General features: G+C 73.4%; 12 protein-coding genes. 6 read left to right on the plus strand and 6 right to left on the minus strand.

Annotated elements, in window-relative coordinates:
* Positions 1-365: 365 nt before the first annotated feature.
* From WMF20_RS29865 to WMF20_RS29875, 3 genes are read right to left on the minus strand one after another with little or no spacing between them, the layout of a single operon-like run.
* Complete coding sequence (locus WMF20_RS29865; RefSeq protein WP_437605297.1) at positions 366-1628, minus strand: hypothetical protein; 1263 nt, start codon at positions 1626-1628, stop codon at positions 366-368.
* Positions 1625-2308 (minus strand): RNA polymerase sigma factor, encoded by a 684-nt coding sequence (locus WMF20_RS29870; RefSeq protein ID WP_437605298.1) that lies wholly within the window; start codon positions 2306-2308, stop codon positions 1625-1627. Before WMF20_RS29870 ends, WMF20_RS29865 begins: the two co-directional genes overlap by 4 nt.
* A gap of 59 nt (positions 2309-2367) precedes the next feature.
* A complete protein-coding gene (locus WMF20_RS29875; protein ID WP_437605299.1) occupies positions 2368-3588 on the minus strand; it encodes a hypothetical protein in 1221 nt (406 codons plus the stop codon).
* A 317-nt stretch (positions 3589-3905) separates the two neighbouring features.
* Here WMF20_RS29875 and WMF20_RS29880 point away from each other — a divergent pair, with 317 nt between their 5' ends.
* From WMF20_RS29880 to WMF20_RS29890, 3 genes are all read left to right on the plus strand, one after another.
* A complete protein-coding gene (locus WMF20_RS29880) occupies positions 3906-4283 on the plus strand; it encodes a hypothetical protein (protein ID WP_129577623.1) in 378 nt (125 codons plus the stop codon).
* 79 nt (positions 4284-4362) lie between these two features.
* Entirely contained in the window at positions 4363-4959 is a 597-nt protein-coding gene (locus WMF20_RS29885; protein ID WP_437605300.1) for a DUF4166 domain-containing protein, read from the plus strand.
* On the plus strand, positions 4956-5492 hold the full coding sequence (locus WMF20_RS29890) for a hypothetical protein (RefSeq protein ID WP_129577625.1): 537 nt from the start codon (positions 4956-4958) through the stop codon (positions 5490-5492). The genes WMF20_RS29885 and WMF20_RS29890 overlap by 4 nt, the downstream gene beginning before the upstream one ends.
* A gap of 28 nt (positions 5493-5520) precedes the next feature.
* Here WMF20_RS29890 and WMF20_RS29895 read toward each other — a convergent pair whose 3' ends face one another.
* From WMF20_RS29895 to WMF20_RS29905, 3 genes are all read right to left on the minus strand, one after another.
* The gene (locus tag WMF20_RS29895; RefSeq protein ID WP_237244234.1) at positions 5521-6408 is read right to left on the minus strand and encodes a carbohydrate ABC transporter permease; all 888 of its coding nucleotides are present in this window, start codon (positions 6406-6408) and stop codon (positions 5521-5523) included.
* 1 nt (position 6409) lies between these two features.
* Positions 6410-7342 (minus strand): carbohydrate ABC transporter permease, encoded by a 933-nt coding sequence (locus WMF20_RS29900; protein ID WP_129577626.1) that lies wholly within the window; start codon positions 7340-7342, stop codon positions 6410-6412.
* 100 nt (positions 7343-7442) lie between these two features.
* Positions 7443-8846, minus strand: a complete 1404-nt coding sequence (locus tag WMF20_RS29905; RefSeq protein WP_129577627.1) for an ABC transporter substrate-binding protein — start codon at positions 8844-8846, stop codon at positions 7443-7445.
* A gap of 554 nt (positions 8847-9400) precedes the next feature.
* Between WMF20_RS29905 and WMF20_RS29910 the strand changes: the two genes are divergently transcribed.
* The 3 genes from WMF20_RS29910 (at position 9401) to WMF20_RS29920 (ending at position 15171) form a co-directional block, all read left to right on the plus strand.
* Complete coding sequence (locus tag WMF20_RS29910) at positions 9401-10681, plus strand: isochorismate synthase (RefSeq protein ID WP_437605301.1); 1281 nt, start codon at positions 9401-9403, stop codon at positions 10679-10681.
* Between the two features lie 100 nt (positions 10682-10781).
* Positions 10782-12911 carry an aminodeoxychorismate synthase component I gene (gene pabB / locus WMF20_RS29915; RefSeq protein ID WP_437605302.1) on the plus strand — a complete coding sequence of 710 codons (2130 nt, stop codon included), beginning with the start codon at positions 10782-10784 and terminating at the stop codon, positions 12909-12911.
* Between the two features lie 85 nt (positions 12912-12996).
* Complete coding sequence (locus WMF20_RS29920) at positions 12997-15171, plus strand: anthranilate synthase component I (protein ID WP_437605303.1); 2175 nt, start codon at positions 12997-12999, stop codon at positions 15169-15171.
* Positions 15172-15288 lie beyond the last annotated feature (117 nt).

Below are 15288 nucleotides of genomic sequence, written 5' to 3' on the forward strand. Positions count from 1 at the left end.
TGCTGTGACAGAGCGTGAAGGGACGCTCGCCCCGCTCCCCATTTCAAAAAGTATCTCCCCTTCAACAAACCTCCGGCGCCCTCCCCCACCCGCGCCCGAGACGTCGTCCCCTCCGCGAGAATCGCTCCTCACGATCCAAGAATTCAAATCGCTGACACTCTAAGCACGCACCCCCCCGCGCCCTCCATGCCCCCGCTCTCGCGCTGCCGCCCCTCTCCCCTCTTTCCGAACAGCGCGTCCAGAGGGGGGCTATTCCGCACAGGAGACGGGCCCATATCGGCGTTTTCGGCGCACAGGCGTACTCCAGTACGCCGAGCACCGAAAACGTCGAGATGGGCCCGTATCCGAAGCGGAATCGCCCCCCTCTATTGGGTGAAGGAGTGGAGGCGGGAGACGTGGGGGCTGGATGGGTAGGCGCGGAGGAACGCCGATGCGCGCTGCGCCGCGGCCGCGCGCTGGCCGCTGTGCCAGAGCGCCTCGATGGTGAGCGCCTCTCGCTCCTGGGCCAGCGCGCCGCCCGGGAAGCGGAGCCGCGCCTGCTCGGCGATCAGCAGCGCGCCGGCGGCGTCGCCGCGCCGGAGCGCCGCGCGCGCGTCGGCGAGGAGCGTCAGCTCCTCACGCAGCCGGCTCTCTCGCGAGGCCGCCGGGCTGGCCGCGCCGTCCGCGAGGGCGGCGCCTGCGGCTTCCGGCGCGGGCGCGCCTTCCGCGTCGGGCGCGGGCGAGACTTCCGCCTCCGCGGGCGCTGCCTCGGCGGTCTCGGCGCCGTCCGCGGGCGGCGCGCTGGCGACGCGCTCCCGCCGCGGCGCGTCCGGCCTCGCGGGCGGCGCGGCCGTACGGGGCCTGGCCGGCGCGATCGACCGGTCCGCCTCCGGCCGCGCCGCCTCGGCCGGCGCGGGCGCTGCGGCCGGCCGCGCCGCCTCGGCCGGCGCAGGCGCCGCCATCGGCTGCGCCATCTCGGCCGGCGCCGGCGCTGCGGCCGGCTGCGCCGCCTCGGCGTACGCCGCCGGCTTTTGCGCCAGCGACGCCGCCTCCGGCGCGACGGCCGGCGCGACCTCGACGACCTGAGCTGGCGGCGCCGCGCTCGGCGGGGCCACGGCGGCATAGCCGGCGAGGAACAGGCCCCCGCAGGCGGCGCCGAGGAGCATCGACTTCACGATGCCCGCAGCGCCCGCGGCGCCCGCGGCGGCGACCGCTGCCGCCGCGCCGGCGGTGCCGGCAGCGCCGACGCCGCCCGCAGCGCCCACCGCGCCGACGCCTGCGGCCGACGCCACCTTGCCCGCGGACGCGGCGGCGGCGACCTTGCCCGCGGACGCGGCGGCGACCTTGCCCGCCGACGTGGCGGCGGCGGCGACCTTGCCCGCGCCGCTCGCGGCAGCGCTCGCCGCGCCGCCCGCGTTCGCGGCAGCGCTCGCCGCGCCGCCCGCGTTCGCGGAGAGCGCTCCTCCGCCGGCGCCCTGGATCCCGCCGAGCGAGGCCGCCCCGGCGAGGCCGAGCTGCGCGGCCATCGCGGCCCACACCCGCTCCTGCGCGCCATCGGGCGGGTCCACGGGCGGAGCTGCACGGAGGAGATCGCGCTCCGTATCGAGCGCGCTCACCTCCGCGTCGAGCCAGCGCACGGGATCGCTCATCGCTCTCCTCCCGCGCGCTTCCAGAGGGATCGCCGCTCGACCCCCGGCAGGGGGACGACGATCGAGGAAGGCCCTGGCGGCGCCGGGCCCCCATCCAGGGCCGGGAGCCCCGGGTCGACGGCCGCCGCCTTCAGCACGGGCTGCGATTTCGTGGGCGCGGCCCCGCCCACGCGGAACTGGTCGCGCGCGTTCAGGCGCACGACCGCGCGGCGGAACGCGTCGCGCGCGAGGCGGAGGCGCGAGTAGACGGTCCCCAGCGGGACGTCGAGCAGCTCGGCGACCTCTTCTCCGCCCATGCCGTCGAGCTCGAAGAGCGTGAACACGGCGCGTTGCTCGAGGGGCAGCTCGTCGAGGATGATCTCCAGGAGCGCGATCGCCTGGCGCCGCTCCGCCTCCGCGCCCACGTCGGCCCGGTCGTCCGCGCAGTCGAGCAGCGGCTCGTCATCGTGAGCGCGCCGCCTCATGTGCGCGAGCTTGCGCCGGTCGCGGGCGACGTGGAAGCAAATACTGTAAAGCCAAGTTGTAACTTTTGAGCGGTTCTCGAACTCGGGCAACCGCCGATGGACGACGAGGAAGACGTCCTGAACCGCGTCGGCGGCGTCGCTCTCGGGCACGCCGAGGCGTCGCAGCGAGCGCCAGACGAACCGGAAATGCTGCGCATAGACCTCTCCGAAGGTCATTCTGTCCTGCCGCTCTTCGCCATGCTCACCCCGTCTGTGGAGGGTCTCCTGCCTCGCCATCAGAAAATCGACACGCGGGCGCTCAGGCCGACGAGCAACCCCACCGGCGACGGATCGAGCGCGGGGTCCTCGGTCACGGCGGCGCCCACCTCGGCGCCGGCGCGGCGCTCGATCGTGACGCGCGCCCGCACGACCGGCGCGAGGAGCGTGGCGCGCGCGGCCCACCCGAGCGCGCGCGTGCCGAAGAGGGGCCCTTCCGCGAGGGCCGAGGCGCCGACGGCGAACCAGGGTGCGGCGGCCTCGCGGTCCGGGTCGAACCCCTTGCCTGCGCCGTGGACGGCGCCGAGCAGCGACACGGCGCAGGCCGAGAGCCGGAAGGCGTCGAGCTCGTCGAGGAGCGTCGCGCAGCCGCGCGCGGTCGCGGCGACGAGCCCGACGGAGACGGCGCCCGGGGCGATCTCGATGTCCTGACGCGGCAGCCACACCGCGCCGAGCCCGGCGGACCAGGCGCTGCGCCGCAGGAAGACGTCGGCCATCGCGGCCGGTCGGAGCGGATCGAGCATGCCCACGGTCCCCGCGGCGCCGAGCTCCAGCGCGACGTCCCCGCGCGGCGCCTGAGGCGGAGGGCGCGGCGGCGGGACGGCGACCGGGGCGGGCGCGGCCGGGGGCGGCGCGGGAGGAGGCGCCGGCTGGCTGTCGAGCAGGATGGCGACGGTCAGCGCCACCGCCTCGACGAGCTCGTCGCAGGTCGCGCCCGGCTCGGACGAGAGCTGCCGGGCGCGGCCTCCCGCCTGGAGAACGGCGGTGTAGGTGGCATCGGTGCGGAGGAAATGCACCTCGAACTCGGGGGCAACGCCGGCGATCACCGGAGCGGCGGGGGCGCCGGCGCCGCTGGGCACGCCGGCGCCTGCGGGGGCATCGCCGGCGGCTGCCGGCGCGCTGCCCGGGCCTGCCGGCGCGCTGCCCGCGCCAGCCGGAAGGCCGCCCGGACCTGCGCCGGCATCGTCGGCCGCGTCGTCGGCCCCCGCGGGAGCGCCGCCCGGGCCTGCCGGCGGACCGCCCTCGCTCGCAGGCTCGACGGCGCGCCGGTTCATCACGCGTTCGACCGCGGCGGCGAGCGACGCCGCATCCGGGCAGTCGGCGGCCGAGGGCGCCCGGTGGACGGCGAGCCGAGGGAGCGGCGGGGCCCCCGAGGCGACGCGCGACGAGCCGAGGGAGACGGCGCACAGGGCCAGGACGGCGCACAGCGCACCCCGGCGCGAAGGATGAGGGCAGGTCACGGAGGCTCCCATTACCGCAAGGAACGGCGTAAGCGGAATTAGGACGCGCCGGCCGCGATCGCCTTGGGCCGGACGCGTCGCGATCTCGAACGGCCACGGACGCCCGATCCGCCCCGGCCAGGCTGGCGTGACGAAGCACGAATGCAGCGGCGCTCGCGGCGCCGCGCGCGTCCGAGGAGGGCGTCGCCGCCGCTCCCGCGCTCGACGACACGCCGCGCGATCGAGGGGACCGGCGGCGCGGGCCGCGAGCGCCGCGCGCGCAGGATCGGCGCGGGCCGCGAGCACCGCGCGCGCAGGATCGGATAGAGTGGCGCCCCATGAACTCCTACGATCTGGTTACGTGCACGAGCTGCTACGGCGAAGGCGAGATCAACACCGACGCCGGCCCCTTCCTGTGCAAGGACTGTCACGGGAACGGCCGCATCTTTCCGACCGGCGAGCAGATCGAGGAGCGCATCCGCGAGATCGAGGTCGCCCTGGAGCGCCACCCGCTGGAGGCGCGGCCGGAGACACGGTGGCTCGTGTTCGAGCTGCGGCGCACGCGCAAGCTGCTCTGGCAGATCCGGTCGCTCTGCGAGGAGACGGAGGGCGACGCGGAGAGCGCGCTCCTCGTCAAGATCCGCGACCTGGCCGACGCGGTCGTCGCCCCGAGGAGCCCCGCGCTGCCGCGCGAGATGCTCCCCGAGGACGGCTGACGAGAGGTCGCGCCGGACGGGCGATGGCTCGCGCGAGGCGCCCTCGCGCTCCCGCTCGATCGCGGCGCGCGGTGCCCCGATGCCTGCCCTCTACCCTACCCTCCTCGGCTCCGCGTGGGCCGCGCTCGCGCCGCCGGTCCAGGCGCTCCACGGCGGCGGCGCGCGCGCCCGCGGCCGCTTCCGCGTGCGCCGCGGCCGCGGGCTCGCGGCGCGCCTGCTCGCCGCCCTGCTGCGCATGCCCGCGGCGGCGGAGGACGTCCTCGTGACGCTCGCCGTCGAGCGCTCGGGCGACGGCGAGCGGTGGATCCGCGCCTTCGGCGGCCGCCTGCTCTGCTCGTCGCAGTGGCGCTCGGGGGATCTGCTGGTGGAGGCGCTCGGCCCGATCCAGTGCTGGTTCCGGCTCCGGGCCGAGGGCGGCGCGCTCGTGTTCGAGCAGGCGCGGTCGACGTTCGGGCTCCGCGGCTTCGGGCTGCCGCTGCCCCGGTGGCTCGCCCCGCGGGTCGAGGGGCGGGCCGAGCCCTCGCGCGACGAGGTCCGCGTCGACGTGCGGATCTTCGCGCCGGTCGCCGGGCTGCTCGTCGCGTACGAGGGCCGCGTGGCGGGCGAGGAGCGAGGCGCGGCGCCCTCCGCGCGCGCCGTCGCGCCGGGCGCGCCTCCGCCGGAGGGCGCCGCGTGATCACGGCGCTCGTGCTCCTCGCCGTGCAGGGCGCGCTCGGCGCGTTCGACACGCTCTACTACCACGAGTGGCGCGCCCGCCTGCCCGGCGGCGTGCCCGGCACCGCGCCCGAGCTCGTGCTGCACGGCGCCCGCGATCTCGTGTACGCGGTGCTCTTCGCTTCCCTGCCCTTCGTGCGCTGGGAGGGGCTCGCCGCGTGGGCGCTCGCGGCGCTCCTGCTCGCGGAGATCGCGATCACGCTCCGCGACTTCATCGTCGAGGACGCGGTCCGGCGGCCGCTCGGCGGCGTCTACCCGGGAGAGCGGGCGATGCACGCCGTGATGGGCATCGTCTACGGCGCCGCCCTCGCGCACCTGCTCCCCGAGCTCCGGCGCTGGTCGCTCGCGCCCACCGGCTTTTCCCGCTGGGACGCGCCGCTCGCCCTCCGCGTGATCCTGCCGCTCATGGCCGCCGGCGTGCTGCTCTCGGGGCTGCGCGATCTCGGCGCCGTCTACGGGCCGCGCTGGCTCCGCTTCCCGTGGGGGCGCGCGTGAGCCGGCGCCCGCGCCGCGCGCCGCCCCGTCAGCCCTTCACCGCGCCCGCCGTGAGCCCCGCGAGGATCCGGCGCTGGAAGACCAGCGTCAGCACGACCAGCGGCACGGTCACGACGATCGACGCCGCCATGGTCTGCCCCCACGGGATCTCGTAGAGCCCGCTGGTCGTCGTCGAGAACGCCTGGATGGCGTAGGTCACCGTGCGCTTGTCCGGCGTCTGGGTGAACGAGAGCGCGAACAGGAACTCGTTCCAGGCGGCGATGAAGGCGAGGATGCCGGTCGTCGCCATCCCGGGGACCGACAGCGGCAGCATGATCCTGGTGAACACCTGCCACGGCGTCGCGCCGTCGACGTAGGCCGCCTCCTCGATCTCGCGCGGGATCGCCTTCAAGAAGCCGGTGAGCACCCAGACCGTGAAGGGGAGCGTGAAGATGAGGTACGTCAGGACCAGCGCCGGCAGCTGGTTGTAGAGCTTGAAGAAGTTGATCATCTCGAACAGGGCGCCGAGGACGGCGATCTGCGGGAAGATGGTCATCGCCAGGACGACGTAGAGCACGGCGCTGCGCCCGCGGAACCGGAACCTCCCGAGCGCGTAGGCGGCCAGCGAGCCGACGGCGAGCGAGAGGGCCGTGACCGAGACGGCGACGATCACGCTGTTCAGGAGCGCCGTCTGGAACTCGCCGTTGTCCAGCACGAGGCGGTAGTTCTCGAGCGTCGGGCGCCCGGGCCAGTAGCGGACCGGGGTCGTGAAGAGCTCGTCGTCGGGCTTGATGGAGGAGACGAACGCCCAGACGAACGGGAAGACGGTGAACACGACGACCGCGGCGACGAGCAGGTAGAACAGGGCCCGCAAGGCGTGCTGCGCCGGCGAGCGCTGCACCCCGGAGCCAAGCGAAGGACCTGAAGGACCGTTCATCTCACGCCTCCTCGGTGCGGAACACCGCGAGATAGATCAGGATGAACACGGCGATGATCAGGAAGAGGGCGACCGAGATCGCCGAGCCGTAGCCGATGTTCGAGACGCTGACCAGCGTCTGCTGGGCGTACGTCGCCATGGTCTGCATGTCCGGCCGGTTGCCGAACATGACGAAGAAGACGTCGAACACCCGGAGCGCGTCGAGCGTGCGGAAGATGAGCGCGACCAGCATCGAGGGCTTGAGGAGCGGCAGGGTGATCCGGGTGAACTGCTGGAGCGGCGTCGCGCCGTCGACCCGCGCGGCCTCGTAGAGATCGCTCGGGATGAGCTGCAGCCCGGCGAGCAGGAGGAGCGCCATGAACGGCGTCGTCTTCCAGATGTCGATGATGGCGACCGCCCAGAAGGACACGTCGGGATCGGCGACGAAGGCGACGTTGCGAGGGAGGACGCCGAGCCGGTTGACGAGGAGATCGTTGAAGACGCCGTAGACGTCGTTGTACATCCACTTCCACATCTGGGCGGAGATGACCGTCGGTATGGCCCAGGGGATGAGCATGGCCGCGCGCACCGCGGAGCGCCCCTTGAACTGGGAGTTGACGAGGAGCGCGATGCCGAGCCCGAGGGCGAGCTCGCTCAGCACGGTGACGACCGTGAAGAAGACCGTGAGCAGGACCGCGTCGTGGAAGTAGCTGTCCTGCACGAGGTCGACGTAGTTCTGCGCCCCGACGAGCGTGGCCGGCTCCCCCGTGCCGAGGCGCGCGTTCGTGAAGCTCAGGTAGAACGTCTGGGCCAGGGGATAGAGGGCGATGAAGGCGACGACCACGAGCGTCGGCAGCAGGAACAACCAGGCGCGCCGCTGTCGCCGCGCCTCGAACGATGCGCTGTCCGCTCGGGGCGCTGCGGTCGTGGCCTCTCTGTTCTCCGGCGTGCTCATGGGATGATCCGTTCTCGCGAGGTGGTGTGGCCGGGAGATCTCGAGCTTCGACGCCGCGCGGCTCGCGGCGTCGAAGCCCGGGCGACGCGACGGGGCCGGGTCAGCGGAGCGCGCGCGTCAGGCGCTGCTCCACCTGCCCGAGCACCTCCTTCGGCGCCTTGCCCTGGAGGACCTGGCTCACCCCCTGGAAGAACGCGATCGACGCCTCGTTGTACCGGGCGCCGGTGCTGTTCGAGGGGCGCGGCACGAGCGCGATGTCCTTCGCGTTCGCCAGGAAGGGCAGCGACTTCACCACGTCCGGGTCCTGCTGCACCGACGGGATGGTCGGGATGAACGAGCCCGCGGTCGCGCGGAACTTCTGCGCCTCGGGGCTCGTCATGTAGCGGACGAACTCGATGGCCGCGTCCTTGTTCGGCGAGAACTTCGAGACGGCGAGCTGCCACCCGCCGACCGTGCCCGAGCTCTTCTGGCCGGGCTCGTGCGGCAGCGGGCCCGCCTCGAACTTGCCCTTGATCGGCGACTTGTCGGCGTTGCCGGCCGCGTACGCATAAGGCCAGTTGCGCATGAAGGCGGCGTGGCCGCCCTGGAACGTGTTGCGGGCGTCCTCCTCCTCGTAGCTCGTCACGCCGGCGGAGGAGATAGAGCCCACCCAGCCCTTGGCCCGCGCGAGCGCCTTCTGGGCGCCCGGGTTGTTCACGGTGATCTTGCCGTCCTCGATGATCGCGCCGCCGCCGTGCGAGGCGATCCACTCCAGCGCGTTGCAGGTCAGCCCCTCGTAGGCCTTGCCCTGCCAGACGAAGCCGAGGAAGTTCGGGTTGCTCGCGCGCTCGCCGTCCTGGATCTTCTTCGCCATCTGCTCGAGCTCGTCCCACGTCTCCGGCGGCTTCTTGTAGCCGTATTTCTCCAGCAGATCGGTGCGATAATAGAGCAGCCCGAAGTCGGTGAACCACGGCATCGCCACGAGCTTGCCGCCCACCGTGTTGTTCCGCACGATGCTCTCGATGTGCTGCTTGGCGGCCTCGCCGAGCTTCTCGTTCAGGTCGACGAGGTTCTGCGCGAAGGCGCCCGGCCAGATGACGTCGAGCATCATGACGTCCACGTCCCCGGACTGCGCCTGGAAGAGGCGCTGGTAGACAGCGTAGGTCTCGGTCGCGTCCTTGGGCCTCGGGATGATGGTCACCTCGATGCCGGTGTCCTGCTGGAACTGCTTGACCATCACCTTGTCGAGCTCGGCGCCCACCCCCAGCGGCTCGCTGTAATACTTGAGCTTGCTGCCGGCGTGCTTCTTCGCCTCGGCGGCGTTCGGCACCGCGGGGGGCTGCGCCTTGATCGCCGTGTCACCCGGCGCCTCGGCGACCGCGGCCGCGGTCGTGGCGGCGGCGGGAGGGCGGCTCTCGCCGGCAGGCGGGCTTTTGTCGCCGCGACAGGCGCACAGCCCGACGACGAAGAGGAGGAGCGCTGTGGCTCGCCACGCGCGGGGGTCATGTGGCCGGGTGAGGTCCATCGCAGGATCCTTTCTGAGCTCAGTCGTGAAGAATTTCGACATGCCCGGGGCCTCGGAGCTATCGAGACACGCCGCTCCCGAGCGCCGCGAAGGTGAAGCCTGCGGAAGCATCGAACAATTGCGCGCTCCGGGGCAAGGGATCTCATGCGTGGCTCCGGAGGCGCCGAGCGCGAGCGCCCTCGGATCACACAGAGGACGGAGCACCGCTCTCTGTGCTGACGGCGGGTGGCGCGGCCGCGACAAGGCGTTTGGCGAGCGCGACAGTCGGAGATGAGACGCGAGGCGAGGTGCGCAGCGCCTCGCGAGGCGAGCGCGCATCGTTTGCGCGAAGCGGGGCGCGCGTCCGAAAGCCCCATTTCAGCGGCCGAACGCCGCGCCCTCGCCCCCTCGGCGTGGGCTGCTTTGCGCTTGCGGAGCCCTTCCGGAGGCGGTAGAGCCGATGCTGCGCGGCCGGCGCTCGCGATCCGGCATGGAGCCGCGGGCTCTCGGCCTGCCGGTTCCAGGCTGGTCCTGCCGGGCAGGACGAGCCCGAACCGACCTGCGCACCGCTGTGCATGACCCCCCTCACGCTCTCCTCTCCGGCCGATGCCCCCCGCCTCTCGGCACGGCTCGTCGCCCGCACCGTCCGGCTCGACGCTGACACGCTCGCGAGGATGCCCGGCGGCATCTCGTCGCTCGCGGGAGACGGCGCGCGCGTCTGGATGCACCCCAGCGCGCAGCTGATCGCCCACGGGGTCGCCGCCCGCCTGGAGCTGCCGCACGGCATCGAGGGCGGCGTCGCGTGGATCCAGGAGGCGCTCTCGTCGATCGCCGCCTCCGACGCCGTGGGTCGCCCCGGCTGCGGCCCGGTGGCGCTCGGCGCCCTGCCGTTCGACCGGACCGAGCCGGCGGCGCTCGTCGTGCCGGCCCAGGTCGTCGGCGTGGCGCCCGACGGGACCGCGTGGGTCACCACCGTCGGCGAGGGCGCCGCGCCCCCGCCGCACCTGGAGCGGACCGAGAGCCACCGGCGCTCGCCCGACAGCTTCACGCTCAAATCGGCGCTCCCGCACGAAGAGTGGTGCGGGCGCATCGCGCGCGCGGTGGCCGACATCCAGCACGGGGACCTCTCCAAGGTCGTGGTGGCGCGCGCGGTCGACGTCGAGGCGAACCGGCCCATCGTCGTCGAGGAGGTCCTGCGCCGCCTCACCGCGCTCTACCCCTCGTGCGCGATCTTCCACGTCGACGGCTTCCTCGGCGCGAGCCCGGAGCTCCTGCTCTCGCGGCGCGGCCGCGCCGTCTCCTCGCACCCGCTCGCCGGCACGTACGCGGTCTCGGCCGACGTCGACGCCGATCGCCGGTTCTCCGAGGTCCTCCGGAAGTCGGCCAAGGACCAGCGCGAGCACCGCTTCGTGGTGGAGGCCGTGGCCGCGGCGCTCGCGCCGGAGTGCGCGTCGCTCGACGTCCCGAGCGAGCCGTCGATCCTGAGCCTCCGCAACGTGATGCACCTCGGCACCCCGATCCACGGCCACCTCAAGGAGACGGCGCCGGACGCGCTCACGCTCGCCGCGCGGCTGCACCCGACGCCCGCCGTGTGCGGCACCCCGCGCGACGCGGCGGAGGCCTGGCTCAGCGCGCACGAGGGCATCCGGCGCGGGCTCTACGCGGGGCTCGTGGGCTGGGTCGACGCCCGCGGCGACGGCGACTGGTTCATCGGCATCCGGAGCGCGACCGTCGACGGCGCGCGCGCCCGCATGGTCGCGGGCGTCGGGGTCGTCGCCGGATCGAGCCCGGAGGCCGAGCTGGTCGAGACGCAGCTCAAGCTCCAGGCCATGCTCGCCGCCATCATCCGCCCTTGACGCCAGGGCCGCCGCCCGGGCGCCTCACCCGCGCCGAGCGCCGCCGCGCCGGCCGGGCCGCGCTTGCAGCCGCCGCGCGGGCCCGGAGGGGAGCTTCGCCGTGAAGACACTCCTCATCGACAACTACGACTCGTACACCCACATCCTCGGGCAGTACCTCTGGGAGGTGAACGGCGAGAAGCCGATCGTCGTCAGGAACGACAGCCTCTCGCTCGCCGAGATCAGGGACCTGGAGGTGGACGGCATCGTCCTCTCGCCCGGCCCCGGCCGCCCCGAGCGGCGGGCCGATTTCGGCGTCTGCATGGATGTGATCGAGGCGCTCGCCGACACGCCGATCCTCGGCGTCTGCCTCGGCCACCAGGGGCTCGCGGCGCGCTTCGGCGGGCGCGTCCAGCACGCGCCGCGCGTCATGCACGGCAAGGTCTCGGAGGTCGAGCACGACGGCACCGGGCTGTTCGAGGGCGTGCCCAGCCCGTTCAAGGTGGTGCGCTACCACTCGTTGATCGTCGGCGACGACGCGCTCCCGCCCGAGATCGAGGTGACCGCCCGGACGCGCGGCGACGGGCTCATCATGGCCCTCAAGATCAAGGGTCGTCCGCTCTACGGCGTGCAGTTCCACCCCGAGTCGATCGGCACCGAGCACGGCAAGAAGATCCTCAGCAATTTCCGAGACATCGCCATGGAGGCAGCCCGCGGCCGGAGGGCGCCGGGCGCGGGCGCGCGCGCGCCTTCCGCGCTGGGGGGCGCGCGGGAGCGCGGCCGCGTGCGGCACCTCCGGCTCCCCTGGGTCGACCCCGAGCGGGCCTTCGCCGGGCTCTTCGCCGCGGCGCCGTACGCGTTCTGGCTCGACTCGAGCGCGCCCGGCCGAGACGGGCGCTTCTCGTTCATGGGGAGCGCGACCGAGGCCATCGAGAGCCACGGCGCCGCCGTGACGCGGTGGAGCGCCGGCGGCCCCGGGGGGCTCCTCACCCCGGCCATGTCCGAGGGGAGCCCGTTCGCGGCGCTCCGGCGGGAGCTCGCGTCCGTGTCGCTCGAGCCGAGCGGCCTGCCCTTCCACTTCACCGGCGGCCTCGTGGGCTACCTCGGCTACGAGCTCAAGGAGCACCTCGGCTTTGGCGCGTCCGCCCACCCGCGCCGCGCGCTCCCGGACAGCGCGATGATGATCGCGCGGCGGCTCCTCGCCTTCGATCACGTCGAGCGCGCGGTGTACGCGTGCGCGATCGTCGCGGACGAGCCTCCGCCGCCCTCGCCGGAAGCATGGCTCGACGAGATCGCGGCGCGCCTCCAGGGCCTCCCGGCCCTCCCGGAGCTCGCCATGCCGCCCGTCCCGGAGGGCTTCGCCGATCGCGTCGCGCACGCGCCGCGCCTCTCGCGCAGGGAGCACCTCGACGCCGTCGAGGCGATCCTCGGCGAGATCCGCGAGGGCGAGACGTACGAGGTGTGCCTCACGAACGAATTCCGCGTGCGGACCTCGGTGGACCCGCTCGCCCTCTACCGCGTCCTGCGCCGCACGAACCCCGCGCCGTTCTCGGCCTACCTCCGGCTGCCGGACGGCGCGGTGCTGTCGTCCTCGCCGGAGCGGTTCCTCTCGGTGGACCGGGCGCGGCGCGCGCGCAGCGAGCCGATCAAGGGGACCCGGCCGAAGGGCGCCACCGAGGAGGAGACGCTGGCCCTGCGGCGCGATCTCGCGACAAGCGACAAGGACCGCTCCGAGCTCCTCATGATCATCGACCTGGTCCGCAACGACCTCAGCCGGGTCTGCGCCATGGGCTCGATCGAGGTCGAGGAGCTCCTGCGGATCACGGAGCACGCGACCCTGCTCCAGCTCTCCTCGGTGGTCACGGGCGCGCTGCGCGAGGGCCGCGGCGCCCTCGACGCGCTCGAGGCGTGCTTCCCGGGCGGCTCGATCACCGGGGCGCCGAAGCACCGGACGATCGCGATCATCGACGCCCTGGAGCGGCGCGCGCGGGGCGTGTACACGGGCTCGATCGGGTACCTCGCCTACGAGGGCCCGATGGACATGAACATCGCCATCCGGACCCTCGTCGCCGACGCCGAGGGGGTCAGCTTCGGCAGCGGCGGCGCGGTGGTCGCGGAGTCGAGCCCGGAGGCGGAGTACGAGGAGGTCCTCGTCAAGAGCTTCCCCCTGCTCCGCGCCGTCTACCTCGCGGAGCGCGTCGCGGACGCCGGCCGAGCCCCCGCGCCGTGCGCGCACGCGGCACGCGGATGACGTACCCGACGAACCCGTGCGCGCGGCGAAGAAGCGGGTGCGGCGTCCATGCCGCACCGCGTATACTCGCCGCGTAGAAGGAGACGTGGTCGTGAAACGAGAGAGCAACATTACGCGGAGGGGCGTCGCCGTCCGACGGGAAGTCGAGGACCTCGCCGTCGACGGCGCGATCCAGCCGATCGTCGAGGCGCTCGACAGCCACCTCGGCGTGATCCTGGCGTCGAGCTACGAGGTTCCGGGCCGGTACACGCGCTGGGACATCGGCTTCATCGATCCCCCGCTCGTGCTCGTCTCCCGCGGCCGGGACTTCCGGTTCACCGCGCTGAACGAGCGCGGGCGCGTGCTCCTGCCGGCCATCGAGGAGTCCCTCCGGGGCTACGACCCCATCGAGGCCGTCGAGCGCCGCGCGGACGAGGTGGTCGGCGCGGTCCGGCCGGCGGGCGAGCGGGTGCCGGAGGAGCTGCGCAGCCGGCAGCCGTCCATCTTCTCGGTGCTGCGGCGGATGATCGAGCTCTTCGGGGTCCCGGGCGATCCGCTCTTCGGGCTCTACGGCGCGTTCGCGTACGATCTCGCCTTCCAGTTCGAGCCCATCCGGCTCCGCCTCGAGCGCCCGGCGGATCAGCGGGATCTCGTCCTCTACCTCCCCGACGAGATCGTCGCCGTCGACCACCGCCGCGAGCGGGCGACGCGCACGCGCTACGAGCTCAAGTTCGGCGATCGCTCGACCGAGGGGCTGCCGCGCGACGGCGCGACGCGGCCCTACGTGGGCGCGCACAGCGCGCCGCCGAACGAGTACGCGCCGGGCGAGTACGCCGCGCTGGTGCGGGTCGCGCGGGAGTCGTTCAAGCGGGGCGATCTCTTCGAGGTGGTCCCCGGCCAGACGTTCTACGAGCCGTGCCCGGCCGCGCCCACCGAGCTGTTTTACCGCCTGCGCGAGCGCAACCCGGCGCCCTACGGCTTCTTGATGAACCTCGGCGAGGCCGAGTACCTGGTCGGCGCCTCGCCGGAGATGTACGTCCGCGTCGAGGGCAACCGCGTCGAGACGTGCCCCATCTCGGGCACCATCCCGCGCGGCAGCGACCCGATCGCCGACGCGGCGCAGATCGCGCGCCTGCTCGCGTCCGCGAAGGACGAGTCGGAGCTCACGATGTGCACGGACGTCGATCGCAACGACAAGTCCCGCATCTGCGTGCCGGGGAGCGTGCGCGTGATCGGCCGCCGGCAGATCGAGATGTACTCGCGGCTGATCCACACGGTCGATCACGTCGAGGGGCGGCTGCGCGACGGGTTCGACGGGCTCGACGCGTTCCTGGCGCACACGTGGGCGGTCACGGTCACGGGGGCGCCGAAGGCCTGGGCCATGCAGTTCATCGAGGATCACGAGCGCTCCCCGCGCGCGTGGTACGGGGCCGCGGTCGGGCTCATCGGCTTCGACGGCAGCATGAACACGGGGCTGACGCTGCGCACGATCCGGATCAAGGACGGCGTGGCGCAGATCCGGGCGGGCGCGACGCTGCTCTACGACTCGGATCCCGACGAGGAGGAGCGCGAGACCCACGTGAAGGCGTCGGCGCTCATCGACGCGATCCGGAGGCCGCGCGGGGTGCCCGCGACGGCGCCGGCGGTGATCAACCCGGTGCCGGGGGGCGGCCTCAAGGTGCTGCTCGTCGATCACCAGGACTCGTTCGTGCACACGCTGGCCAACTACCTCCGGCAGACGGGCGCCGAGGTGATGACGCTGCGCGCCGGCTTCCCGCACGAGGAGCTCGACGCCTACGCGCCCGATCTGGTGGTGCTCTCGCCGGGCCCTGGAACGCCGAGCGATTTCAACCTCTCGGGGACGCTCTCGGCGCTGCTCGAGCGGCGGCTGCCCGTGTTCGGCGTCTGCCTGGGCCTGCAGGGGATGGTCGAGCACTTCGGCGGCAAGCTCGGCGTGCTCGACTACCCGATGCACGGCAAGGCCTCGAAGGTGCGCGTGCTGGGCGGGCGCATCTTCGAGGGGCTCCCGCGCGAGTTCCACGCGGGGCGCTACCATTCGCTCCACGCGCTGCGCGACGCGCTCCCCTCCTCCCTGAAGATCACGGCGGAGACCGAGGACGGGGTCGTGATGGCGATCGAGCACGCGGAGCTGCCGATGGCCGCGGTGCAGTTCCACCCCGAGTCGATCCTCTCGCAGGACGACAACGTGGGGCTGCGGCTCGTGCGCAACGCGGTGGCCGAGCTGCGTCGGGGGCGCGAGGTTGAAGCGGTAAAGCGGTAAGGCGGCGGCTGGGGATCCCGGATCGCCCGCCCCGCGAGAGGGAGTGAGCCGCGCGGCGCACTCCCTCTCGCGGTTCTGCTGAACCGACTCAAACCACAAAATGAAAAAGCGCCGCCG

This window comes from Sorangium sp. So ce834, from assembly GCF_051521425.1.
Classification (GTDB): domain Bacteria; phylum Myxococcota_A; class Polyangia; order Polyangiales; family Polyangiaceae; genus Sorangium; species Sorangium cellulosum_D.

Excerpts from the sequence above, each read along its gene's own strand:
- WMF20_RS29910 (WP_437605301.1), top strand. The coding sequence starts at position 9,401 with ATGACCCCCCTCACGCTCTCCTCTCCGGCCGATGCCCCCCGCCTCTCG.
- WMF20_RS29865 (WP_437605297.1), bottom strand. The coding sequence starts at position 1,628 with ATGAGCGATCCCGTGCGCTGGCTCGACGCGGAGGTGAGCGCGCTCGAT.
- WMF20_RS29900 (WP_129577626.1), bottom strand. The coding sequence starts at position 7,342 with ATGAGCACGCCGGAGAACAGAGAGGCCACGACCGCAGCGCCCCGAGCG.
- WMF20_RS29880 (WP_129577623.1), top strand. The coding sequence starts at position 3,906 with ATGAACTCCTACGATCTGGTTACGTGCACGAGCTGCTACGGCGAAGGC.
- WMF20_RS29885 (WP_437605300.1), top strand. The coding sequence starts at position 4,363 with ATGCCTGCCCTCTACCCTACCCTCCTCGGCTCCGCGTGGGCCGCGCTC.
- WMF20_RS29895 (WP_237244234.1), bottom strand. The coding sequence starts at position 6,408 with ATGAACGGTCCTTCAGGTCCTTCGCTTGGCTCCGGGGTGCAGCGCTCG.
- WMF20_RS29905 (WP_129577627.1), bottom strand. The coding sequence starts at position 8,846 with ATGGACCTCACCCGGCCACATGACCCCCGCGCGTGGCGAGCCACAGCG.
- WMF20_RS29870 (WP_437605298.1), bottom strand. The coding sequence starts at position 2,308 with ATGACCTTCGGAGAGGTCTATGCGCAGCATTTCCGGTTCGTCTGGCGC.